The following is a 23,815-nucleotide window of genomic DNA, read 5'->3' on the forward strand; positions in this document are numbered from 1 at the left end:
CTACACGCGCTGCGCGCGCACCTGCCCCAGCGTTCGCATGCGCGTGAGGTGGTAGGCGCTCATCGTCAGCACGAACATCTGGTCCACCCGCTCAAGGCCTCGCACCGCCACCTGGCGCATGCGCCCCACCGTCTTGGCCCAGCCGAAGCCCTGTTCGATGAGCTTGCGCTTTTGATGGGAGATCGCATAACCCGGACTACCTGCAATGACATCGGATACCGCAGAGCGCCTGCCCGAAGTGTTCTGTGCCACATGCGGCGTCACCCCCATGTCCAGGCACTCCTTGACGAACTCCCTGGCGTCGTAGCCCTTGTCCGCCCCCACGGTGATGTTCAGCGTGTGCTCATCGGCCGCCTCCACTGCCGCCTGGAGCATGGTCTTGGCCGCCTCGCGTTCGGCATGCCCATCGGCGCGGGTGACCATCGCGTTGGCGATCAGCCCGTGGCGGTTGTCCGCCAGCGTGTGGCCCATGAAGCGCAGTTCGCTGCCCGTCTTGCCCTTGCGATACAGCCTGGCATCCGCATCGGTGCTGGACTGGTGCGTGGCGTTGCTGCGCCGCTGGCCCCGGAAGTTGTCCGAGTCGCTGCCCGAGTCCGAGTCATCGCCTGCGTCGCCAGCATCGGATTTGCGCACGAAGCTCTTGTGACCGGCCCAGGCCTGGATCAGCGTGAATGACCCCGGTTTTCGAGGAGGCTCAACACTCTGAGAGGATTGAGCCATGAGCAAGTCGAACAAGTTCTCACCCGAGGTGCGTGAGCGCGCGGTGAGGATGGTGCAGGAGCACCGCGGGGAGTACCCGTCGTTGTGGGCGGCCATCGAGTCCATCGCGCCCAAGATTGGCTGCGTGCCGCAGACTTTGAACGAATGGGTCAAGCGCGCCGATGTCGATGCTGGTGCCCGGGAGGGCGTGACGAGCAGCGAGGCGCAGCGAATGAAGGAGCTCGAGCGCGAGGTCAAGGAGCTGCGCCGGGCCAACGAGATATTGAAGCTGGCCAGCGCGTTTTTCGCCCAGGCGGAGCTCGACCGCCGGCTCAAGTCCTGAAGGACTTCATCGACAAGCACCGCGATGCCTTCGGGGTCGAGCCGCTCTGCAAGGTCTTGCAGGTCGCCCCGTCGGCGTATCGACGCCATGCCGCGCTGCTGCGCGAGCCCCACAGGCGCTGTGCCCGCGTCCAACGCGACGAGATGCTGATGCCGCAGATTCAGCGTGTCTGGCAAGCCAACATGCAGGTCTACGGCGCCGACAAGGTGTGGAGGCAACTGGCACGCGAAGGCGTCTCTGTTGCTCGCTGCACCGTCGAGCGATTGATGCGCAAGCTGGGGCTGCGCGGCGTGATGCGTGGCAAGGTCGTGCGAACCACGCTCGGTGATGCCAAGGCCCAGTGCCCGCTGGACCGGGTCAACCGGCAGTTCCGGGCCGAGCGGCCGAACCAGCTGTGGGTCAGCGACTTCACGTACGTCTCGACGTGGCAGGGCTGGTTGTACGTGGCCTTCGTTATCGACGTGTTCGCCCGTCGCATCGTGGGCTGGCGCGTGAGCAACTCAATGCGAACGGACTTCGTGCTCGATGCGCTGGAGCAGGCCCTCTACGCCCCGCAGCCTGAGCGCAATGGGAGCCTGATATGCCACAGCGACCGCGGGTCGCAATACGTCAGCATCCGGTACTCAGAACGCCTGGCAGAAGCGGGAATCGAGCCGTCGGTGGGCAGCAAGGGCGACAGCTATGACAACGCCCTGGCCGAGACCATCAACGGCCTCTACAAGGCCGAGCTCATCCATCGCCGAGCGCCTTGGAAGACGAAGGAGGCGGTGGAGTTCGCGACGCTCGAATGGGTGTCCTGGTTCAACCACCAGCGACTGCTCGAACCCATCGGATATATCCCGCCGGCCGAAGCCGAGGCAAACTATTACCGGCAACTCGCCAGTCAGGCCACCACGGTGGCGGTCTGACTTAAACCAAACAGCCTCCGCGAATCCCGGGGCGATTCAGTGACCGAAGCCATTTGGGCTTCCTCCAAACCAAGCGCAGGGATTAGGAAGCGGCGTCGCGCGTTGACATTCGAACCCTGCAAGGGTTGAAAGGAAGAAAGCTTCGAGACCTAGTGGTCGTTCGGACTGCTCGCCGGATTTGCCGTCACCGCGTAGCGGTTGCGCGACTGCGAGGCACCGGGGTCGCCGTGCGCGGATGCTAAGCATTGTTCGAGCTGACGCGCAACTCTTGCGTCGGACTACTTGCCAAGCCCCGCATGCGCGCAAGGCCGAGTGCCTGGAAATGGTTAAGGGCGCAAGAAAGATTGAAGAGTCAATGCACCATCAGTTCTAGGACAAGGGCTCGCCGCTGAGCTCAATGGCCGAGCCAAACTCTGCTGAAGCATCTTGAGACATCCCTCCACACTTTGGGGGATGCGGCGCCCCCTTAAAGCTGAGACGCTGACCTTCTCACAAGCGCGCAAGCATGATCCATCGACCTTCCAATTTGAAGGGCCGGCTCCGGGCAGGGCGTGGCGGTCGTGTGACGGGAGGTCTTCGTGGCAGATATCAGGCTCTCGGTGCTGTACCTCGCTCCGTATGCGCAGCTGGTGGCGCCTGCCGTGCAGCATCTCGTCAGGGCATACCAGCCGTTCGGGGTGAATCTGCTCGTGGATCATCCGCCGGAGCTCTTGCCAAACGATCCGATGGACTCAAGGGATTCGGACGGTTGGCGTGACCTCGTCAACCAGTTGGCACAGCGATCAGCGGGTGCAGCCTACGTGGTTTTCTCTGGGATTCCTCCAGGCTTTGACCGAAGCATCAACGGGCAGTTGATGACGCGTGATCGCGGTGTCTGCGCGCTCTTCCTGGGCTCCACCAGTTTCCAGACACCGTCGCCCGAAGCTCGGGGCGATCTCGTCGCCCAAGTGCTGATCCATGAGGTGGGTCATCTCATGAACCTTACCCATGGCGACGCGTACAAGTCTGGCGGCTGTTCCGACGCCGTGATGCCCACCACGGACCGTCAAAGTCAGTTGCCTGAAGACGCGTGGCGTGAAGCTATCGAAGACGCGGCTTCACGCGGCGAACTTCCGTTAGTCGCGCCTGTGCCCACGCTCATTTACCCATTCGGAGCGCAATGCCGCGCGTGCCTCCGGGCCGCGGCGAAGGATCCTGCTTGGTGGCCGTGGCGCACGCCGTTCAGGGGCGACTTCAATGCGGGGTCGGAGGACCGCAGCCGGGCATTGACCTTGTCCATCCATAGGCTCGGACGAGAGCGACCGATTCACGCAAGGCATGGGGTGGATTTCACGCTGGAGATTCGCAACAACAGTTCCCAGCCAGTCCCCATGCCTGCGCACGTAGGTCCGGAATTCGGGACATTGGTCGTCTCGAGCGTCGCAACTGCAGGCGGCGAGGAAGCGTTCTTTGCGCCGGACAACTACCGGTGCCCGAGCAGCCAGCAATCTCGCGTGAACGAGGGTCCGTGGGCGCTCGACGATGCGTGGTCGTGTCTGCGCGCCAAGGGCGATCCGATACTTCGAGGGGTTTGGTTAGCCCCGCAAGTTCGCGAAAAGAGCTCACTCCCGTCCGCAGCGCACCTTGCACCCGCGTCCTGGCCGCGGTGCTGCGGGAGATATGCCGGGCCGTCCCGGCTCAATCATGCCGCGCCCGCCCTTAGGTGCGCGGCCACAGGCCACTCACCGCACGCAGTCGTCGGGTTCAGCAGGCCCCCACTGAAGCCGACGTCATTTCGGCCTGCTCACGACGGGTTCCAGAAGGTTGTGCGGACCGCTTGAAGACACGATCCCGCCGCATGAACGCTTCGAGCATGTGTGGCACCAAGGCGGCGGCATCCGCAGCATCGCCATACACCCGCGAATGCAGCGCTGCGTATCGGTCCAAATCATCCTTCAGCCCGACAGGACACAGGAATGTGAACTTCACGTTTTCTGCCTTGGGCAAAGGCCCGAGCCGCAGCTTTCGTATTGATGTCATGGAAGAGCCCCTCGTTCAAAGAAAAGCGGCTGGTAGGGACGCAGAACCAGATCCCGATTCACGATGACCCGCACGGGTAAACCGGCACGTAGCGTCAGAGTCGGTTGGATGTCAAGGTTGCGCCGTGTGAGTTCCTGCCCGGCCCGACTGACGCTGTCCTGCAGGCTCTCGCGAGCTGCAATCACCACGCGATCGCCGCCGTTTCGGTTCTCTGGCGCCGCCAGTTCGGCACCGATGCCAAGCAACGTTGTCAACGCCGCGCCAGCCATGACGCGGTCCCAGTGCAAGTCCACGCCATCCTCCAACCCGGCTTTTCCTGAAGGGTCCGCGCCGACGAGGTTGTCCAACGTAAGCGAAGTCGTGTCGGGAAGGATGATGCGTTGCCAGACAACCTGCACCCTGCTCTGGCCGAAGCTAACCTGGCTGTTGTAGCGCCCCAGAATGCGCGAGCCCTGCGGAATCAGCAGACGGCGACCGGTGGCCGTGTCGTAGACGGGCGCGGCGTCTGCAGCACCACCGTGACGGAAGCGGTCCAGCGCTCCATGCCGGCCGCCGCGCCGTTGACGAAGCGCTGCTCCGTCCAGCGCACGTTGAAGGACTGCTCGGTGGCACGGACCACGCTGTTGATCTGCACCGTGACGGACTCCTTGCCCACCCGAGAGAAGGGGTCGTTTACGCGCGCGTACCCGTTCAGCGAGGCGGCGCCGCGGTCCGTGGTGTAGTCGTAGGCATCCAGCCAGTTCTGCCGCACAACCACCGGATCGATGGAAAGGGAGCGCACCAGCGTGATGAAACGGGCGAGGTGATGTGCAATCTGGGCATCCGTCGGCCGATAGGGCGTTGCGGCTTCGCCGACGGCGCGGATCTGGCCCGATGCGTCCACCTCCACGACGTAGGGCGTCACGGTCGCCCGCGAGGCGCGCCACAGCAAGCCTCCGCCCATCAGCAGGGCCAGCCCCAGGCAGCCGAAGGCCATCCACCGCCAGTTGCGGGCCTGCACCCGGGCCGATCCGATCCGCTCGTCCCAGACCTGTCCAGCGGCCTGGTACGGCGTGACAGGTTGCGGCGATTGCGCATAGCGCACGCCCGGTCGCTTGAAACGCATCATGTTCTCCTCAGGAATCCGAATCGCGCAAGCTCGGGCCGGTGCCAGCACCACCTGCATCGCCACTGCGCAAGGTGTGGCCGGCCGTCGTGGCCGCATGCCCCATCTGCTGGCGCCGCCGCATGCGCCGCGCCCAGGCCGGCTCCGGCGCCTGGCCCGCGGGTGCTTTTGAGTCCCCGGCCTCTGCGGCGCCCGACGCGGCCGCCGCGGGTGCAGCCGCCTCAGCCACGAAGTCCGCCACGCGTTCACCGAGCGCTTTGGAGCCAGTCACCAGGCGTTCCCCCAATGCGCTCGCGCCAGCACGCGCCACGTTGGCCATGCCGGCTGCGGCAGCGCGGGTTGGATCACCAGCGCCGTCGGCTGCGCCGGAGGCGTAGGCCGTCCTGGCCTCACGCGCCAGGGATGTGGCAGTTCGGCCAGCCGAGACGCCGCCTCGGATGGCAACGCCTGCCGCACGGGGCGCGAGCCGCGCTCCCGCTGCTGCGGCCGACCCCACACTCGCGGCGGCAGCACCGCCGGCGACGGCCAAACCCGCCGCGCCCAACGCAGTACCCGCTGCGGCACCCGCACCCAGTTGCGGCGCGCCGGACACCAGCCCGGTCGCGATGCCGGGGCCAAACACGCCAAGCCCCAGCAAGGTCAGCGCCGCCAGCATCGTGACCAGCGCATGGTCGATGCTGGGGTCCTCCCCAGGGGCCGCCGTGAATTCGCCGAACAAGCCCGAGCCGATGCCCACGATGACGGCCAGCACCAGCACCTTGATGCCCGAAGCCACCACGTTCCCGAGCACCTTCTCGGCCAGGAAAGCCGTCTTGTTCCACAGCGCGAACGGCACCAGCACGAAGCCAGCCAGCGTGGTGAGCTTGAACTCAATCAGCGTGACGAAGAGTTGAACGGCAAGCACGAAGAACGCCACGATCAGCACCAGCCAGGCCAGGAAGAGGACCGCGATCATGTCCAGGTTGGCGAAGACCTCCGGAAAGCCCGTGAGATCGCCAATCTGCTTCATGATCGGACGCCCCGCTTCGATGCCGACCTGCGCCAGCCGGCCCGGCTGCAGCAGCTGAGCCTTCGATAGACCGGAGCCTGAGGCCTGCAGGCCCAGCCCGGCGAAAGAGTCAAACACGATGCCGGCCAGGCGATTGAAGTTGCCGAGGATGTAGGCGAAGGCACCCACGTAAAGCACCTTCTTGATGAGCCGAGCCATCACGTCATGGCCCTGCCCGCTCGCATGGCCCAGCGCCCACATCAGTCCCGCAAGCGTCATGTCGATGGCCACAAGCGTGGCGGTCAGGAAGCGCACCTCGCCCTGGAGCAGCCCGAAGCCGGAATCGATGTAGCGGGAGAAGACGTCCAGGAAGCGGTCGATGGTCCCGACGTCGGTCATGGCGCGGCACCCCCGCCAGGCTGCGCCGCCGGCGAGACGGATGTCGCGTAAGGCGAAGGCTCGGCCCGAAGAAAGCGCAGGCGCGCTGCCTCCGAAATCGCCGCACACTGCGCCTCCGACACGGAGGCATCGCGTTGCCGACATGCGGCGCGCAAGGCGGCCAAGCGCTGCGGATCCTCTGCAAGCGCCGCGGCTGTCGCGGGAGGTGCGGCGTTCTCCTGCGGGCTGCATCCGCCCTGCCCCAGTACCGCCCCCACCAGCATGCCGATCGTGAGCCAGTAGATCGCACCCGGCGCACCCACCGCTTCACGGATTGCCATGGAAGCTCACCGGATACGGGGTGTAGGCCGTGCCACTTCCCTGGAAGCGGCGCCGCGTCTCGCGCGCGCGCTCATGCGCAGCAGCCTGCCGCGCCTGCTCCAGCGCGTTGGCACGGTCCTGGGTCAGCTGAAGCTGCTGCGCCTGGATCGCCTGTCGGGCCTGGAGCGCCAGCAGTTGATTGGTCGCCTGCGCAGCCTGCAACGCGCCGCTCGCCGACTGGCTGCGTTCCACCAGATCGGACAGAACCTGTTCGTCCGCCGAGAAGGTGTGCACGGCCTGCGCCTGCATCTTGGCTGCGGTGCGCAGCGCCTCCAGCGACAGGGACCAGCGTCGACGCGCGTCCTCGACCATCTGGCCCTGCGAGACGGAAACATCCACGGCCTCCGGATAAAGCGCCCGGAACTGCGCGTCCATCGCCTGCACGCCCTGGGCCAGGCTCTGAGCCTCCTGGATCAGTCGGTTCGACGTGGCCAGCGTGCTGCGCAACTGTGCCAGTGCGTTGAAGTCGAGGCGAGCCAGGTTCTTGGCCTGATTCGAAAGCATCTGCGCTTCGTTCTGAAGCTGCTTCACCTGGTTGTTGATCTGCTCCAGGGTGTTGGCCGCCGTGAGGATGTTCTGAGCCAGGTTCGAGGGATCGAGCACGATGTCGCCGATCCCGAAGAGCGCGTGGGCCGGTGCTGCGGCGCCGAAGACCAGAGCGGCCGCCAACGCCACACGGCACAGCGGACGGGAGGGAATGCGAAATGGCTTCATGCGGAGTTCTCCTCGAAGTTGGACGGTTGAGGGTCAGCACCTGGGAAAGCAGCCAGAAGCTTGGCCGCCCAGCCAAGGCGTTGATGCAGCAGCCACTGCTGCGCGAACGCAGCGCGGCCGTGCTCGCGCAGCAGTTCATCCATCTCCCGCTGCTGCTCGGGTCGCGACGCACCGGCAAAGGCCAGCGCCACCGGTCCCAGGCCAAGGTCGAAGACGCGGCTGCCCAGACGGGACTGGTAGTAGTACTCGCGCTTGGGAATGGCGGTCGCCACGATCGCGATCTGCCGCGTATTCAGGCCGAAGCCTTCATAGATCTGCCGGATCTGCGGCTCGGCGGCCTGGGGATTGGGCAGGAAGATGCGGCTTGCGCAGCTCTCGACGACGGCTGGGGCAATGCTGGAGTTCTGGATATCGGCCAGGCTCTGCGTCGCGAAGACCACCGACACGTTCTTCTTGCGCAGCGTCTTGAGCCATTGGCGAATCCGTGCCGCGAACACCGGGTCGTCCAAGAAGAGCCAGGCTTCATCCATGATCAGCAACGTGGGCGCCTCGTCGAAGCGAGCCTCGAAGCGCGCGAAGAGATAACCCAGCACGGCCAGCACCGCCGTCTTGCTGGGCATCAGCGCTTCCATCTCGAAGCACTGCACGGCGGCATCGCCCAGCCTGTCCGCCTCCGCATCCAGCAGCCGCCCATGGGCGCCGCCGAGTACGTAGGGCGCCAGCGCTTGCCGCAAGGCCTTGGATTGCAGCAGCACCGAGAGCCCCGTCAGCGTTCGCTGCTCGATCGGCGCGCTGGCCAGACTGCCCAGAGCCAGCCAGACCGCCTCGCGTTCGGCGGGGCCTACGTCGACACCTTCCTGCCGCAGCCGCCCCTCGATCCATTCGGCCGCCCAGGCCCGATGGCCTTCTTCATCGATGCGAACCAGGGGCTGGAAAGCGATACCGTGCTCGGCGCCGAGGTCGTAGTGCTCGCCACCGAGCCCCAGGATCGTCGCGCGTAAAGACCGCCCCACGTCAAAGGCCAGAACGCGGGAGCCGGGATAGCGCCGGAACTGCAGCGCCAGCGTGGCCAGCAACACAGACTTGCCCATGCCGGTCGGGCCCACCACCAGCGTATGGCCCACGTCGCCCACGTGCGTCACGAGCCGGAACGGCGTCGCTCCGTCTGTGCGTGTGATCACAAGCGGCGGCCCGCCCAGATGGGCGTTGCGCTCCGGCCCGGCCCAGACCGCCGACACGGGCATCAGGTGAGCCAGGTTCAGCGTGGACACAATGGGCTGGCGGACGTTGGCATACACATGCCCGGGCAGCGACGACAGCCAGGCCTCCACCGCATTGAGCGTCTCCGGCATCGTGACGAAGCCGCGCCCCTGGATCACCCGCTCAACCTGCCGCAGCTTTTCTTCAGCCGTGTCCGCGTTGGCATCCATGACCACCAGCGTCGCGGTGACATAGCCGAAAGCGACCTGGTCACCGCCCAAGGACTGCAGTGCCGCGTCGGCGTCAGCCGCCTTGTTGCTCGCATCGCTGTCTACCAGCGGGCTCTCCTGCTGGAACACGCTCTCGCGCAGCAGGGCGATGACGCTCTTGCGCTTGGCGAACCATTGCCGCCGCAGCCGCACGAGCGCCTGCTCCGCTTCGGCCTTGTCCATGCAGAGGAAGCGGGTCGACCAGCGGTAGGCGAAGCCCAGTCGGTTGAGATCGTCCAGGATGCCGGGCCAGGTGGATGTGGGAAAGCCACGGACGGTCAGGACCCGCAGGTGTTGACTGCCCAACATGGGTGCCAAACCACCCGCCAAGGGTCGGTCGGCAAGCAGCACGTCCAGATACATGGGCACCTCGGGCACCGCGACCGCGTGCCCGTGCTCCGAGATGCAGCCGTGCAGGAAGGACAGGGTCTGCGCGTCGTCCAGCCAGCCGACCTCGGGCATCACGCCTTCGATCAGGTCCAGCAGCCGCCCAGACTCCGCCACGAAGGTCGTCAGGCGCTCACGCCAGTCCACGCCTTCAACTGCCCGGTTCTCGTAGAGAAGATGCGCCGCCCGGGCCCGGTTCTCTTCCGGGGGAAGCCAGACCATTGTGAGGTGGTAGTGGCTCTCGAAGTGGCTGTCCGACGCCTCGAAGGCCGCGCGGCGCTCTTCGTCCACGAGCCATGACACGGGCTCGGGAAAATCCGATTGGGGATAGCCGGCCGCCTCGCTTCGCACGGCCTCCACGAAGATCGCCCAGCCGGAACCGAGACGACGCAGCGCATTGTTGAGCCGGGCGGTCGTCGCCACCAACTCGGTTGGCGTGGCGCTGTCCAGATCCGGGCCGCGAAAGCGGGCCGTGCGCTGGAAGCTGCCGTCCTTGTTCAGGACGACCCCCGGCGCCACAAGCCCCGCCCAGGGCAGATAGTCGGCCAGTTGGTCGGCACGTCGGCGGTATTCGGACAGATTGAACATGAAGCTCAGTCCTCACACGTCCAGCAAGGCGCGGTGCTTGAGGTGCCGCATGAACACCGCCATGAACTGCGCGTCCTGACGCGCGCCCCAAACCGCCATTGCGTGGCCGACAACCCAGAGCACGGCACCCGGGATCCACAACTGCAGCCCCAGCCCCACAGCGGCCGCCAGGGTGCCGTTGGCGATGGCCACGGTCCGCGGCGCGCCGCCCAGCAGAATCGGCTCCGTCAGCGACCGGTGCAGCGGCACTTCGAAGCCTGGGATGTCCGGTCCGCTCATGCCAGCACCGCTCCGCCGGAGAAGCTGAAGAAGCTCAGGAAGAAGGAAGAGGCCGCGAACGCGATCGACAGGCCGAACACGATCTGGATCAGCTTGCGAAAGCCTCCTGACGTGTCGCCGAAGGCAAGCGCCAAGCCCGTCGAGATAATGATGATCACCGCCACGATGCGCGCCACGGGTCCCTGGATGGACTCGAGGATGGACTGCAGCGGCGCCTCCCACGGCATGCTGGAGCCAGCGGCATACGCGGGTGCAGCCACCGCCAACAGCGCGACCAGCGGGAAGGCGGCACGCAGCAGCGCCCGCCTGGAACAGCGACGAAGGATCATGAAGAATCTCCTGGAAGGGGTAACGGGGTTTGAGGAGGCACAGACTCGGAAGACTCAGGCAACGCAGGCTCCAGCGAGTCGTCCAGCAGATAGCCGTTGGTGTCGTGGCCGACGACCCGCGCAATGCAGCGAACCCGACGGGCGTGACCGCGTCCCGCCAGATGCACCACCACGTTCACCGTCTCGGCAATGAGCGCGCGCGGAACCGTGAGGCTGACTTCCTGGATGAGCTGTTCCAGCCGCGTGAGGGCGCCCGCGGCGGAATTGGCATGCACCGTCGCAATGCCGCCCGGGTGGCCTGTACCCCAGGCCTTGATCAGGTCCAGCGCCTCAGCACCACGCACTTCGCCGACCACGATGCGGTCCGGCCGCAGGCGCAAGGTGGCGCGCACCAAGTCGGCCATGGTGGCCGCACCCGGTTCCGCGCGCAGACTCACGTGGTCCTCGCTGCGGCACTGAAGCTCCACGGTGTCCTCCAGCACGAGGACACGGTCGCGGGTCCGGGCCACCTCGTCGAGCAGCGCGTTCGCCAGCGTCGTCTTGCCGGTGCTGGTGCCACCAGCCACCACGATGTTGAGCCGTGCTCGAACGGCGCAGCGCAGAAACGCGGCCTGCGCCTCGCTCATGATCCCAGCGGCCACATAGTCCGCAAGGGTCATGATGGCCAGAGCGCGCTTGCGGATCGCAAAGGACGGCGCCCGCACGATGGGCGGCAGCGCCCCCATGAAGCGCTCCCCCGTTTCCGGCAACTCGGCCGACAGCAGCGGCGCCCCCGAATGCACCTCCGCGCGCACATGCGCGGCCACCAGCCGGATGATCCGCTCGGCATCGGCGGCGGCCATCCGATGGCCCGTCGGCGCTCGGCCCGTCCCCAACCGGTCCAGCCAGAGCGAGCCGTCGGGGTTGAGAAGGACCTCGATCACGTCGCGGTCTTCGAGAGCAGCGGTGATCTCCGGCCCCATGGCCGTGCGCAGCATTCGAATGCGTCGCTCAGCCGGTTCGCGATCGGTCCATGCGTCGGAGGCAGTCATGCGCCCTCCTCGCGGCTTTCCGGAACCGGCCCGGCGGAGTCGCCCGGTACAGGACCTGCGACCGCAGATTCCTCCTGGACTTCCCGGACCAGGCTGCGCCCGCGCTGCACGTGCCGCGCCAGCTGTTCGATGAACTGCGCATAGCGCGCACGCCCCTGGGCTCGGACGGCCTCTTGCTGATGCTCCGGGACGGGCAGGGCCAAGGTCAGGTAGTGACGCACGAACAGCGCCACCGTCTCGATCAGGATGCCTTGGTCACGCTCCAGCCGCTCGAACTGCCGCGACAGCCGGTCCAGCCGCTTGGTCAAGGCAACGTCGCGCTGCTCTGCTGCGTCTGGCGCGAGGTAGCCAGACAGCGCCGCGGCGATCACGGACGACTTCGACACGCCGCGATGGGCCGCGATGTCATCCAGCCGGCGCGCATGGTCCCGCTCGATGAAGATGTTCAGGCGCGTGCGCCGCGTGCCGAGGCTCATAGCGCGATCCCGTCGTCCGGATCCAGTGCTGCCAGGCGGGCGAGCCGAGACCGATCACGCACGGCATGGCCACCGCGGGCGTCAGCGACGCCGCGAGGCAATGGCATGCTCCCGTCGTCAACCTCTTCGTCGAGCAGCAGCAGATCCACCACCTCCGGCTCGGGCCTCGGCGGGGGCGAGAGATCCAGCTCCGGCTTCAGCTCGTGGCCGCCTTCATCCGCGAACGAATCGCTGGCCTGCGCAGCCTGTCCCCCTGCGCCGCCACCCACAGGCAGTGCATGCCAATCGTCCGGCCGGGCGGGCGGCCGGTCGCCATAGCGCCCCGCCCTCAACGCAGGCGGCGGCAGTACACGCGCAGTGAAATTGCGGTCCAGGAAGTAGCGCAGCTTGTGCGCCCGGATGGGCGCGTGACCCGACACCATCACGACTGCGTCGTCGGGCGGCAGCTGCATGACCTCCCCAGGCGTCAGCAAGGGGCGAGACGTCTCCTGCCGCGACACCATCAGGTGCCCCAGCCAGGGCGCGAGCCGGTGGCCGGCATAGTTGCGCTGGGCGCGTAGCTCCGTGGCCGTCCCCAAGGCGTCCGAGATGCGCTTCGCCGTGCGCTCGTCATTGGTGGCGAATGCAATGCGCACATGGCAGTTGTCCAGGATCGCGTGGTTCGGGCCGTAGGCCTTGTCGATCTGGTTCAGGCTCTGCGCAATGAGGAAGGCACGCAGGCCATAGCCAGCCATGAACGCCAGCGCTGATTCGAAGAAATCCAGTCGGCCCAGCGCGGGAAATTCATCGAGCATCAACAACAGCTTGTGCCGCCGCGCCAGCCCGTCCGAGCCATCCAGCGACTCCGTGAGCCGACGGCCGATCTGGTTGAGGATCAGCCGGATCAGCGGCTTGGTTCGGCTGATGTCCGAGGGCGGGACCACCAGGTACAACGACACCGGGTGCTGCGCCGAGATCAGGTCCGCGATGCGCCAGTCGCACCGGGCCGTCACCTCGGCCACCGTTGGATCCCGGTACAGGCCCAGAAAGGACATGGCGGTGGAGAGCACACCCGAGCGCTCGTTGTCGCTCTTGTTGAGCACCTCACGCGCCGCAGACGCCACCACCGGGTGCGGCGCGGCCCCCAGATGCAGCGTCGTCATCATGCGGTGCAAGGTCTGCTCGAAGGTGCAGGCCGGGTCGGACAGGAAGTTCGCGACACCGCGCAGCGTCCGGTCTTCGCCCGCGTAGAGCACGTGCAGGATCGCCCCCACCAGCAGCGCATGGGAGGTCTTCTCCCAGTGGTTGCGCCGCTCGAGCGCGCCCTCGGGGTCCACCAGGATGTCCGCGATGTTCTGCACGTCGCGCACCTCGTGCTCGCCGCGCCGCACCTCTAACAGCGGGTTGTAGGCGGCAGACCGTGCGTCCGTGGGATTGAAGAGCAGGCAGTGAGAGAAGCGAGACCGCCATCCCGCCGTGAGCTGCCAGTTCTCGCCCTTGATGTCATGCACAACTGCCGATCCGGGCCAGCTGAGCAGCGTCGGCACCACCAGACCCACGCCCTTGCCCGAGCGCGTCGGCGCGAAGGCCATCACATGTTCGGGCCCCTCATGGCGCAGGTAGGCGCCATCACGCGCGGGAAGACGGCCAAGGAACACGCCAGCGGGGCCCGTCAGGCCAGCCTTGTCGATCTCGGCGCGCTCCGCCCACCGCGCCGAGCCGTAGGTCGTCACACGCCGCGAAACCCGCGAATGCCACACGGCCATGCCGATGGCCACGCCCACGGCAAGGAGGCCGCTGCTCGCCGCGATAGTGCCGCCCCGGCTGAAGATCTCGGGCGCATAGGCGTCGTACCAGTACCACCATTCGAAGAACTTCCAGGGCTCATAGACCGGCTGCCCGAGCAGTTCGAACCACGGTGCGCCAAGCCGGGGTTGATGCCCCAGGGCGCTGGCCGTCCACTGCGTGGCCATCCAGACGCCACCCAGGGACGTGCTGGCGACCGCGGCGATTCGGCCGACCAGCACACCGCTTTGCACCTCATGCGACATCCAAGCTCCTCGACACAACCAGTGAATGCCGGCCCCCAGCCGCGCAGCTGCAGTGCAGTGTCCGAAGAGCAGCCAAAGCCGACCACCCACGCTGGCGTACCCAGGCGTACTGCAGTCCGGTGCCCCTGCTCATCGCCCACGACCCTGCGCATCGTGCGGAGCAGCATCTGGCTGTGAGCGGGACATCTGCTGCACCACGCGGACGAAATGCTCTTCAAGCTCCCGGCCTCGGTCGGCCAGCGCACTGCCTGCAGGCGTCAAGCGGATCGGACGTCGGCGCCGGTCGAACAACGCCACGTCGCCGAGTCGGTACTCCAGCTCGCGGATGGCACGCGAGAGATTCGACGCATCCGTTGGCAGCTGCTCGGCGGCGCGCCGGATGCTCGCCGCTCGCGCAACGGCCATGAAGAAGCGAAGGTGGCGCAGGCTGATGCCCTGGATCATGGAAGGACTCCGCAGAACGGTCGGCGTTGGGGCACCACCGGCAATGGCGCCCGATGCCATGGCTGCCGAGTTTGGGCAGACGGACGCCCCAGGACACTCCCCGGATCTGGTAGGCCACCGCATCCAGCAGCTTGCGAAATTGGCAAAAGCCACTCAGTAGCTTTGACTGCGATGCAACGAGGGCGTCGATACCTCAACGGCGCGAGCCCTCAGACCCCGTCGCGGGAACCGCGCGATTGCCTGCCATGCAAGCGTTGCCCATAGATCGCACGCATCGGAGCATCGCGGCTTCTCACCGACTTCCGAGGACGCCCCATGACACCCTCCATGCGCCGCTTTCGCCTCCTTCGCTGGCTCACCTGTGCAACGCTCTCTGCAGCCGTGTGGATCGGGGCGGCCCATGCCCAGGACAGCTACCGGATTGCCACCGAAGGCACCTATCCGCCCTGGAGCTACAAGGATGCCCAGGGCACGTTGCAGGGCTGGGACGTCGACATCGCGCGGGCCCTGTGCGAGAAGATGAAAGCGAAGTGCGAGATCGTGGCGCAGGACTGGGATGGCATGCTTCCAGGACTGCTCTCGCGCAAGTTCGACCTGATCGTCGCGAGCATGGCGATCACCGAGCAGCGCCGACAGCGCGTCGCCTTCTCGACCAAGTACAAGGACACCGTGTCGCGTTTTGTCGCCCGCAAAGGGACACCCGACGAGGTGAGCCCACAAGCGCTGAAGGGCAAAACGATCGGCGTGCAGCGCGGGTCGATCCAGGCCGGCTTCCTGACCCACAACTACGGAAGTGCGGATCTGCGCTTCTACGACACGCCTCAGGCCGCTGAGCTCGACCTGGTCGCAGGTCGGGTCGACTACATCTTCGGCAACATGGTGACCTACTTCGTGGGCTTCATGAAGACGCCCCAGGCCAAGGACTTCGCGTTCGTCGGGCCCGAGTTCAAGGGTGGCCTGCTGGGGGAAGGGAACGGGATTGCAGTCCGCAAGGACGATCCTCAGACCTTGGCCAAGGTCAACGCCGCGCTCGACGCAATCCGGGCCGACGGGACGTATGACCGCATCACGGCCAAGTACTTCCCCTTCAAGCTGATGTAGTCCGGTCGATCCCATGAACCTGCTTCAAGGCTATGAGGGGCAACTGCTGATCGGAGCGCTCACCACGCTGCAGTTGGCCGCCGCATCGCTCCTGCTGGGCTCCCTTTTGGGCGCAGCCTGCTGCTGGCTGCAGCTCGCGCCGTTGCGCCCACTGCGGGTGTTCGGCGCCGGCTACGCCGCCGTGGCACGCGGCGTGCCGGACCTGCTGATCGTCTTCGCCGTCTTCTTCGGGGGCTCGTTGACGCTCGCCAGCCTCACGGGACGCCATGTCGAGATCGACACCTCCCTGGCCGGCGTCGTCGCGTTGGCACTGTCCTTCGGTGCTTATGCCGGCGAGATCGCGCGTGGCGCTCTGCAGGCCGTGCCTACCGCGCAGCGAGAGGCCGCCCGCGTGCTGGGACTCTCACGCGCGCAGACCTTGTGGATGGTGGTTCTGCCTCAGGCCGCACGAACGGCGCTGGCACCCTTCGGCAATCAGACCATCGTCCTGCTCAAGCAGACCTCCATCGTCTCCATCGTGGGATGCGACGAACTCATGAGGAAGGCCGCTGAGGCGGCGGGCGCGACACGGCAGCCCTTCACGATGTACTTGGCCACCGCCTGCATCTATCTGGCGCTGACCGGCGCGTTGACGCTCTGCCTCGATTGGGCCGAACGCAAGGTCGCACCACAGGCGGCGAGGTGAATGGGCATGTTCGACATCTCGTTGATCTGGTCCGTCATGCCGGCCCTGCTGACAGGCGCACGGCTCACGCTCGTGCTCACGGCGCTTGTCGTCCTGCTCGGCGTCGCTTTGGCTTTACCCATCGCACTCGCCCGCAACGCCAGGTGGTCCGTTCTGCGGACAGCCGCCAATGGCTATGTGCTCTTCTTCCGGGGCACACCCGCGCTCGTGCAGCTGTTTCTTCTGTACTACGGCGCGGGTCAGTTCGACCTCATTCGCGGCTCATTCCTTTGGCCCCTCCTCCGCGACCCCTTCTGGTGTGTCGTCATTGCCCTCGGCCTGAACTCCGCCGCCTACGCGGGAAAGACGCTGGCCGCCTCTCTCGCGGCGGTGCCCAGCGGCATCCGGGAAGCTGCCTTCGTCCTTGGCCTCAGCCGTGCCCGCACCTTCTGCCACCTGGAGCTGCCCCTCGCCCTCAGGACCGCATTACCGGCCCTGGGCAATGATGTCATCCTGACCTGCAAGGCGACCTCGCTGGCAAGCACCGTGACCCTGCTGGACCTCACCGGCACCGCCCGGCTGCTGACCTCCGAAACCTATGCGCCCTACGAGGTGTTCATCGGGGCAGGCCTGGTCTATCTTTCCATCAACTACATCCTGATGGCCGGCCTGAGGCAACTCGAACGCCGCCTCGATCTCCACTCCACCCCTCGCACAGCATGAAATTCATCACCTTGGGCCCTGCGGGCAACAACCACGAGCTGGTGACGCGGCGCTACCTCGACTTCCACGGGCTGAGCGCCACCGCCACCTTGACGCTCACCAGCGACTTTGCCGAAGCGGTCGCCGCCGTCCTCGTCGGTGAAGCCGACTTCCTGGTCCAGTGCGCCGTTCACCCCGACTGCACGGCCACAATGGCCAAGTCCTTCCAGGGGCTCCACGCCGTGGACACCTTCCTCTCGCCCAGCCGAGACCTGGCGATCATCCGTCGCAAGGATGCCGCGCCCACCGGCGCGCTCGCGGTGATGAGTCCCACCCTGGACTACATCGATTCCAGTGGCTGGGATCGAATCGACCTCGTCCCCACCGTATCGGACGTGGCCCAGGGTCTCATCGACGGCACCTATGTCGAGGGCCTGGCGTATGCCTCATTGGCCGAGGCACACCCAGACATCCTGAAGATCGAACACTTCATTGGCACTGTGGACGACGCCTGGATCGTGTACGGCCGCACCCGCGTGACCGAAGGACGGTTGCTGGCCTGGCCAGACAGCCCCGCGAGTCGTCTGTACCGAGCCCAGTCCGCATGAAGACGCAAAGCCAAGCCGCTGCGCCGGTGGTGCATGTCAGCGGGGTCAACAAGCACTTTGGCAGTCACCAGGTCCTGCACGACGTTCACCTCAACGTCGCCGCAGGAGAGCGGGTCGTCATCTGCGGCCCGTCCGGGTCCGGCAAGTCAACCCTTGCGCGCTGCATCAGCGGCCTTGAACCCTACGGAAGTGGCGAGGTGCGGGTCAATGGGCAGTCGGTCTCACCCCGGATGCGGCACAGCGCTCTCGTGGCGGCGAACATCGGGATGGTGTTTCAGCAGTTCAATCTCTTCCCCCACCTGACCGTGCTGCAGAACTGCACCCTGGCGCAGCGGTGGGTGCGCCGTCGAGGCAAACAAGAAGCGCGGGACATTGCGATGGCGCAACTCGCGAAGGTCCGGCTGGCGGAGAAGGCGACCGCCTATCCGGGGCAGTTGTCAGGGGGTCAACAGCAACGCGTTGCCATCGCGCGAGCCCTGTGCCTCGATCCGTCGGTGCTGATCTTCGATGAGGCCACATCCGCGCTGGATCCCGAAATGGTCAAGGAGGTGCTCGACGCAATGACCCTGCTGGCCAAGGACGGGATGACGATGATCTGCATCACGCACGAGATGGGCTTCGCCCGCGCCGTGGCCGACAAGGTCGTGTTCATGGAGGCGGGCCACATCGTGCAGCAGGAGACACCAGACAATTTCTTCGATGCGAACGCTGATCCAAGGATTCAGCATTTCCTCAAAGGCGTTCACTGAACACCGGTGGCCGAGAGCTTCGTCGGCACGTTCCGGCGCGACGACATCAAGATCAGGCTGGCGGCGAGCCTGGCCCTCAGACACTGGTCAGCCTCATGACCGCCGAACAGCAGCCTGTCGCCGCACCGGAACATCTCACCCTGGCACGGTGGCGGGCGACGCGTGCTCTTTTGCGGCCGCAACTGACGAAGAGGCGTATCGTCCCAGCCGGGCCCGCTGCCGCCGCCTGTCGTGGCGGCCCGGTCCGCCTCCCAAAGGCTTCCGATGCTTTTCCGTTCCCTTGGCCTCGCCCGCTGGACCCTGGCCGTTGTAATTTGCTGCGGTGGGGCCGCCGCGCTCCATGCACAGCCAACGCCACCAATCCCGACCCCGACGGTGGCCGACAAGCCGGTGCGGCTGCGTGGCACCCTCGTAGCGATCGACGCCACAACGATCACCGTGAAGGAGCGAGGCGGCGAAACCGTCGCGCTTGCCCGGCCCGCCGGCATGCCGATCTCCGAGGTCTATCCGATCCGGCTGACCGACATCCGGCCCGGCAGCTATATCGGCACGGCGGCCATGCCGCAGGCCGACGGCACGCAGCGTGCTCTTGAGGTGGTGGTATTTCCCGAGGCCGCGCGCGGCGCTGCCGAAAGCCACTTCCCCTGGGACCTGCTGCCTGAAAGCACGATGACCAACGCCACTGTGGCCGGCCTCACTGCAGCGCCTACCTCCGTGCCGGGCGGACAGCAGCTCGTTCTGCAGTACCCGGGCGGCGAGAAGACGATCATTGTGCCGGCAGATGTGCCGGTAGTCAGCTTCAGGCCTGGCAACAACGACGAACGGGCCCTGCTGGTGCCTGGTGCCAGGGTCCTGGTGAACGCACAGATGAAGGACGGCAGGCCTACCGCCTTGCGAGTCAACGTTGGCCGCAACGGCTTCGCGCCGCCGATGTAAGCGAAGACTTGCAGGAATAGCCCGACGGCATCCAGGCCCGGAACGGCAATAGGAATCCGCATCAGGCACCACTCACCCAAATGAAACGGAGACTCCTTGCCTGAGGTCGGAGGTCTGCCGGACGGCCGAGAGACGGCAGCGCGGCACCCGCTTGATCGGCACGTCCATGCCTGCCCTTCCGACCTCGCCGCCTCCATGAACAGAACCGCTTACCTCGGCACCCTCCTCAACACCGGCTGCGGCACCGTCCGCGTGCTGCTGCTGGCGCTTCTCGGGTTCATGAGCTGGCGGCGGATGCGGCTGCAGTCGATGGTGGAGGACGGCAACCGCAACATGGCGCTGCCGGAACACGATGCCGATATGGCTCAAATCCGGAATGCGCCGGCAGCCTACCGTTGATCCCAGTGGACGCTTTCTGGCCGGCGGTAAAGCAGCTGAGCATGCGGGCTGGCACCGAGGCCCAAAGCAGGACCTTGCCTCGCCTTTGCTCGTGCAGCATAAGCAAGTAATGCTTCTGGCACCCTGCATGTGCTGCTGGACAACATGCCGTCATCGTTGCTGATCGCCAAGGTCCAGCGCCTTTCGCGTCGGCACGCGGCCTGCCGGTGGCAGGTATGGACTTCCAAACAGACGACGCGGCGAGCCTCGGCGATGCCGCGTCTCGCGCGGGAGCAGCACTACTACACGACCCTGTTCCCACAGGCGGGAGTGCGCCCGGCCAACAGCGCGCGGCCTGGATTTCAGGCTGACTACCCGCGCAGAGGCGCTGACTCAATGTCGGCCAAGCTTTTTGGAGCGGCAGAGCGCCCAGGATGAGTTTCCACAGCCTTCCAGTGCCATCTACCGCTACTCGTAAGCTTCGGTGGGCCTGTCGTTGGGCGCCAAAAAGGCGGCCTTGAGCGAGGCGCTGAGTGGAATGTTGATGACCGAACCGCGCGGAGGAATCGGCGACGTGAACCACTTCGTGTATAGCTTCTCCAGCGCGCCTGAGGACATGGCGGTGCCCAGATAACCGTCGACCGCGCGTTTGAAGGCTGGGTCGTCCTTACGCACCATGATCGCGATCGGCTCAATGCCCAGAGGCTTGCCAACGATCTTGAAGTCGGCCGGATTGCGGGCGCTGGCAATGTTGCCTGCGAGCGTGTTGTCGTCCATGGCGAACGCGTCTGCACGGCCGCTCTCCAGCATCAGGAAGCTCTCGGCATGGTCCTTGGCCAGCACGACGATCATGCCCAGGCCGCGCTCCTGCTCCAGCTTGCGCAATCGCTGCACAAGGGTGGTGCCGGTGGTGGTGACCACCGTCTTGCCCTTGAGCTGCTCGGCCGAAGTGATGCCGCTGGCGGCGCGCACCGCGAAGCGTGCCTCGGTGATGTAGGTGGTGTTGCCGAAGGCCACCTGCTGCTGGCGCGCGGCGTTGTTAGTGGTCGAACCGCACTCGATGTCGATAGTACCGTTCTGCAGCAGCGCCACGCGGTTTTGCGAGGTAACGACCATCCGCCGGATGTTCACGCCCGGTAGCAGGTTCGACAGCATCTGTTCGCACAGCTCGACGTGGTAGCCAACGTAGGTGCTGCCGATCGAGTAGGACAGTGGCGGCGACGACTCGCGCACGCCCATCGTGATGGTGCCAGCGGCCCTTGCCTTGGCAAACGTGCCGCCCTCAGGGATCGCTTCTTGCGCGCCGACCGCCACGAGGGTCAGGGCCAGCGCGTTGCCGATGATGAATGTTCTGGTGTTCATGGCGGACATGCTCAATTGCTGGCAGCCACGGGCTGCCTCACCGACACCGGCCTGGGCTGCGCCAGCTCGTCCAGGCTCTCGCGCAGTGCCTGGTCGAGGATGGCAATCGCGCGGTCGATCTGCTCATGGCTCACGTTGAGCGGCGGCGCAATGCGCCATACGGAGCCGCGCTCTGGCCGGCGGCGGATGTTCATGCTCAGGCCCAGCTCAAAACACTTCTTGGTCGTGCGCGCGCCGAGCTCGTGATACGGCAGGCGAGATTCGCGGTCTTGCACCAGCTCCACCCCCAGCAGCAGGCCTTCGCCACGCACGTCGCCGATAGCCTCGTAACGCTCCTGCATCGCCAGCAGTTGGCCGCGCAGGTAGGCGCCGGTGGTGCGGGCACGCTCAATCAGGCCCTCGCTGCGAATCGTCTCCAGCACGGCCAGCCCTACGGTGGCGGGCAGCGGGTCGGAGACGTGGCTCGTGTAGAAGGTGAAGCCCTTCTCGTGCACATCCTGTTCGATATGCGGGCTGGTCACGGTGGCCGCCAGCGGCAGGCCGCCGCCCATGGTCTTGCTGACGGACATGATGTCTGGCACCACGCCGTAGAAGTCCGACGCCGTGCGGTGACCGATCCGCCCGAAGGCCGTCTGCGCCTCGTCGAATACGAGCAGCATGCCGCGTTCGTCGGCCGCCCTGCGAAGCGCCTGCATGTACGACTTGGGCGGCACCAGCACGCCGCCAGCGCTGATGATGGGCTCGATGATGATGGCCGCGCGACGACCGGTGGAGGCCATGTCGTACATCTTCAGGCCCAGTTCCAGGCAGGCCAGCGCCGACTCCTCGCCGGACATGCCCTTGATATAGGGCCGGTAGGCGTTGGGCTCGGGCATGACGTATACGCCTGGCACGTGCACGCCGTAGCCCTTGCGATCGCTTGCGAACGACACGGCGCTGGTGCCGCCCGTAACGCCGTGCCACGAGCCCCCGATGGCCAGTATTTCGAAGCCACCGGTGTACATCTTTGCCATGCGCAGCGCGACTTCGTTGCTCTCGGATCCGGTGTTCACGAAGATCGACTTGGTAAGCGGCGCGGGCATCCAGTCGGTGGCCATCTTCTGCGCCAGCTCAGCCACCACCTCGGGAATCATGCCGCTGAACATGTGGAAGGCCTTCTCGCCTGCCTCGTGCACCGCTCGCACGATGGCCGGATGGTTGTGGCCGATGGTGGCGCACATCTGGCCGGAGGTGAAGTCCAGAATCTCGCGGCCCGTGTCATCGATGACGATTGCGCCCCTGGCGCTGCGAAACAGGTTGGGAAAGGTGTCGCCGCCGTAGCGGACTAGGTACTCCTTGGCTGCCGCGCGAAGTTGCTCACTCATGATCAGATCCTTTGGGTTGTGGTGAGATGAAGGGAGTGGATTCATCAATGGTGGCGAGCAGCCGGCCGGGGGTCCAATGTTCACTTCGCATCCGCAGGCAATGCGCGCCACGCATCGCCGATGCAAAAACTGGATTGCCAACAACGTGGACAAGGCACGGCGCTTGCAATCGGCGCACGCAAAGGAGCAAACCTCACTATGGATACCCGGTGGTTTCAGGACTTCGTCACACTGGCGGAGGTACGAAACTTCACGCGCGCGGCAGAGATGCGCAACGTGTCGCAGGCGGCGTTCAGCCGCCGCATCCAAGCCCTCGAGCAATGGGTGGGCGCGAAGCTGATCGACCGTGCAGCCTTCCCTACTCGGCTCACGCCTGCGGGCGACCGTTTTCGCACGGTGGCAACGGGGTTGCTCGACCAGATCGCCGACGCGCGCGCGGAGGTCGGCGACGCGCCCTCGCGCAACCACGTGCGCATCGCGCTCACCTACGCGCTTGCCGGCACGCGGCTGCCAGACTGGTGGCGCGAATGGTCGGGCGACGGCGGCATCACCTGCAGCCTGGAGGTAGGGAATGTGCACGACACCGCGTCGGCGTTCAATGCCGGATCGGCGGACCTGCTGATCGGCTTTCACCAGGCGGCGCATCCGATACAGCTCGACATGGCGCGCTTCGAGCGGCACGAGCTGGGCGTGGAGAAGGTACGGCCGTATGCGTCCCGTGCTTTGATGGACTCCGGCCGACTCGTGCTGCCGGGCACGACCGCGCAGCAAGTGCCGCTGCTTATGTATGCGCCCAGTGGCTACTTCGCGCGCGTGGTCGATTCGGCCATCGAGCAGTCGTCGCAGCGCCTAGTGGGCTATCGCGCTTTCGAGGCCGAGATGACAGACGTGCTCGGAGATCTCGCGCTGCACGGTATGGGCATCGCGTGGCTGCCCGACAGCTCATTCGTCTCCGGCCGGCTCGCCGGATTGGTGCCAGTGGGCGACGGAGCGTGGGATATCGATGTGAGCATCGTGGCTTTTCGCGCCAGGGCAAATATGCGGGCGGTGGTCGGTCAATTGTGGGAGCGCATTTGCGCGAAGCGCCCGTGAACTTGCGTGGCCTCAGCTTCTGAGACGTCGGCACCCGGCGCGCCTCGGAGGATCATCGATCTGCAGCGAAGAACTAGCAATGCACAGTGGGTGAGCCCGGGATTCCCCTCCGACGAACCACGGCCTGTCCACACCATCGATTCTTGCCGTCGCTCTTGCCCGCGGTCGTACCGTAGATTCGCTTCAGGCTAAGGCGCGGGCACCACTTTGGGCCCCTGCAGTTACGCGACAAGCGTGCGCCAACGTCTACTTTGCAGCGCAAGCAGCCCTTCGCCCGCGGCCGGCAAACTC

22 protein-coding genes, 2 pseudogenes and 1 other annotated feature are annotated in these 23,815 nt (G+C 66.0%); of the genes and pseudogenes, 9 read left to right on the plus strand and 15 right to left on the minus strand.

The window, feature by feature from the left end; translation table 11 throughout:
• A complete protein-coding gene (locus BXA03_RS20395; protein WP_076511033.1) occupies positions 1–633 on the minus strand; it encodes a transposase in 633 nt (210 codons plus the stop codon).
• A gap of 85 nt (positions 634–718) precedes the next feature.
• Between BXA03_RS20395 and BXA03_RS20405 the strand changes: the two genes are divergently transcribed.
• Positions 719–1,950 (plus strand): IS3 family transposase gene (locus tag BXA03_RS20405; RefSeq protein WP_369822456.1). Its coding sequence is split into 2 segments (ribosomal slippage): positions 719–1,007 and positions 1,007–1,950, totalling 1,233 coding nucleotides; the frame shifts between segments, so codons are not numbered across the junction.
• Positions 997–1,113, plus strand: a sequence feature (AL1L pseudoknot). (Overlaps the previous gene by 117 nt.)
• Positions 1,951–3,693: 1,743 nt before the next feature.
• On the opposite strand, the gene BXA03_RS20410 is transcribed toward BXA03_RS20405, so the two are convergent.
• From BXA03_RS20410 to BXA03_RS20465, 12 genes and pseudogenes are all read right to left on the minus strand, one after another.
• Entirely contained in the window at positions 3,694–3,969 is a 276-nt protein-coding gene (locus BXA03_RS20410; protein WP_076511035.1) for a DUF2274 domain-containing protein, read from the minus strand.
• Positions 3,966–4,466, minus strand: a pseudogene (locus tag BXA03_RS20415) (TrbI/VirB10 family protein); the annotation flags it as partial. The pseudogene BXA03_RS20415 and the gene BXA03_RS20410, both read right to left, overlap by 4 nt.
• Positions 4,466–5,074: pseudogene (gene trbF / locus BXA03_RS20420) on the minus strand (conjugal transfer protein TrbF); the annotation flags it as partial. The pseudogenes BXA03_RS20415 and trbF, both read right to left, overlap by 1 nt.
• A gap of 10 nt (positions 5,075–5,084) precedes the next feature.
• A complete protein-coding gene (gene trbL / locus BXA03_RS20425) occupies positions 5,085–6,461 on the minus strand; it encodes a P-type conjugative transfer protein TrbL (protein ID WP_076511036.1) in 1,377 nt (458 codons plus the stop codon).
• Positions 6,462–6,767: 306 nt separating this feature from the next.
• A complete protein-coding gene (gene trbJ / locus BXA03_RS20430) occupies positions 6,768–7,535 on the minus strand; it encodes a P-type conjugative transfer protein TrbJ (RefSeq protein ID WP_076511037.1) in 768 nt (255 codons plus the stop codon).
• Positions 7,532–9,979: a conjugal transfer protein TrbE gene (trbE, locus tag BXA03_RS20435; RefSeq protein ID WP_076511038.1), complete on the minus strand. Its 2,448-nt coding sequence runs from the start codon at positions 9,977–9,979 to the stop codon at positions 7,532–7,534. Before trbE ends, trbJ begins: the two co-directional genes overlap by 4 nt.
• A gap of 12 nt (positions 9,980–9,991) precedes the next feature.
• The gene (locus tag BXA03_RS20440) at positions 9,992–10,258 is read right to left on the minus strand and encodes a VirB3 family type IV secretion system protein (RefSeq protein WP_076511039.1); all 267 of its coding nucleotides are present in this window, start codon (positions 10,256–10,258) and stop codon (positions 9,992–9,994) included.
• Entirely contained in the window at positions 10,255–10,587 is a 333-nt protein-coding gene (locus BXA03_RS20445) for a TrbC/VirB2 family type IV secretion system protein (RefSeq protein WP_076511040.1), read from the minus strand. The genes BXA03_RS20440 and BXA03_RS20445 overlap by 4 nt, the downstream gene beginning before the upstream one ends.
• Positions 10,584–11,618: a P-type conjugative transfer ATPase TrbB gene (gene trbB, locus BXA03_RS20450; RefSeq protein WP_076511041.1), complete on the minus strand. Its 1,035-nt coding sequence runs from the start codon at positions 11,616–11,618 to the stop codon at positions 10,584–10,586. The genes BXA03_RS20445 and trbB overlap by 4 nt, the downstream gene beginning before the upstream one ends.
• Positions 11,615–12,094, minus strand: a complete 480-nt coding sequence (locus tag BXA03_RS20455) for a CopG family transcriptional regulator (protein WP_076511042.1) — start codon at positions 12,092–12,094, stop codon at positions 11,615–11,617. Before BXA03_RS20455 ends, trbB begins: the two co-directional genes overlap by 4 nt.
• Positions 12,091–14,124: a conjugal transfer protein TraG gene (locus BXA03_RS20460; RefSeq protein ID WP_369822457.1), complete on the minus strand. Its 2,034-nt coding sequence runs from the start codon at positions 14,122–14,124 to the stop codon at positions 12,091–12,093. The genes BXA03_RS20455 and BXA03_RS20460 overlap by 4 nt, the downstream gene beginning before the upstream one ends.
• 129 nt (positions 14,125–14,253) lie before the next feature.
• A complete protein-coding gene (locus BXA03_RS20465; protein ID WP_076511043.1) occupies positions 14,254–14,568 on the minus strand; it encodes a LysR family transcriptional regulator in 315 nt (104 codons plus the stop codon).
• 315 nt (positions 14,569–14,883) lie between these two features.
• On the opposite strand from BXA03_RS20465, the gene BXA03_RS20470 reads away from it, so the two are divergent.
• The 7 genes from BXA03_RS20470 to BXA03_RS20500 all read left to right on the plus strand — a co-directional run bounded on the left by BXA03_RS20470 (position 14,884) and on the right by BXA03_RS20500 (position 19,727).
• Positions 14,884–15,669 carry an ABC transporter substrate-binding protein gene (locus BXA03_RS20470; protein ID WP_234983768.1) on the plus strand — a complete coding sequence of 262 codons (786 nt, stop codon included), beginning with the start codon at positions 14,884–14,886 and terminating at the stop codon, positions 15,667–15,669.
• Positions 15,670–15,682: 13 nt separating this feature from the next.
• Positions 15,683–16,354 (plus strand): ABC transporter permease subunit, encoded by a 672-nt coding sequence (locus BXA03_RS20475; protein ID WP_076511045.1) that lies wholly within the window; start codon positions 15,683–15,685, stop codon positions 16,352–16,354.
• Positions 16,355–16,360: 6 nt separating this feature from the next.
• On the plus strand, positions 16,361–17,056 hold the full coding sequence (locus tag BXA03_RS20480) for an ABC transporter permease (RefSeq protein ID WP_076511120.1): 696 nt from the start codon (positions 16,361–16,363) through the stop codon (positions 17,054–17,056).
• Entirely contained in the window at positions 17,053–17,643 is a 591-nt protein-coding gene (locus BXA03_RS20485; RefSeq protein WP_076511046.1) for a hypothetical protein, read from the plus strand. Before BXA03_RS20480 ends, BXA03_RS20485 begins: the two co-directional genes overlap by 4 nt.
• Positions 17,640–18,392 (plus strand): amino acid ABC transporter ATP-binding protein, encoded by a 753-nt coding sequence (locus BXA03_RS20490; protein WP_076511047.1) that lies wholly within the window; start codon positions 17,640–17,642, stop codon positions 18,390–18,392. The genes BXA03_RS20485 and BXA03_RS20490 overlap by 4 nt, the downstream gene beginning before the upstream one ends.
• Positions 18,393–18,767: 375 nt before the next feature.
• Positions 18,768–19,328: a hypothetical protein gene (locus tag BXA03_RS20495; protein WP_234983769.1), complete on the plus strand. Its 561-nt coding sequence runs from the start codon at positions 18,768–18,770 to the stop codon at positions 19,326–19,328.
• 195 nt (positions 19,329–19,523) lie between these two features.
• Positions 19,524–19,727, plus strand: a complete 204-nt coding sequence (locus BXA03_RS20500) for a hypothetical protein (RefSeq protein WP_076511049.1) — start codon at positions 19,524–19,526, stop codon at positions 19,725–19,727.
• Positions 19,728–20,174: 447 nt separating this feature from the next.
• On the opposite strand, the gene BXA03_RS20505 is transcribed toward BXA03_RS20500, so the two are convergent.
• A complete protein-coding gene (locus BXA03_RS20505; protein WP_076511121.1) occupies positions 20,175–21,068 on the minus strand; it encodes a transporter substrate-binding domain-containing protein in 894 nt (297 codons plus the stop codon).
• An 11-nt stretch (positions 21,069–21,079) separates the two neighbouring features.
• Positions 21,080–22,432 carry an aspartate aminotransferase family protein gene (locus BXA03_RS20510; RefSeq protein WP_076511050.1) on the minus strand — a complete coding sequence of 451 codons (1,353 nt, stop codon included), beginning with the start codon at positions 22,430–22,432 and terminating at the stop codon, positions 21,080–21,082.
• A gap of 120 nt (positions 22,433–22,552) precedes the next feature.
• Between BXA03_RS20510 and BXA03_RS20515 the strand changes: the two genes are divergently transcribed.
• The gene (locus BXA03_RS20515; protein ID WP_234983771.1) at positions 22,553–23,524 is read left to right on the plus strand and encodes a LysR family transcriptional regulator; all 972 of its coding nucleotides are present in this window, start codon (positions 22,553–22,555) and stop codon (positions 23,522–23,524) included.
• Positions 23,525–23,815: the final 291 nt, after the last annotated feature.

Origin of the sequence: Pseudacidovorax sp. RU35E (genome assembly GCF_900156165.1) — a bacterium.
Classification (GTDB): Bacteria; Pseudomonadota; Gammaproteobacteria; order Burkholderiales; family Burkholderiaceae_C; genus Xenophilus.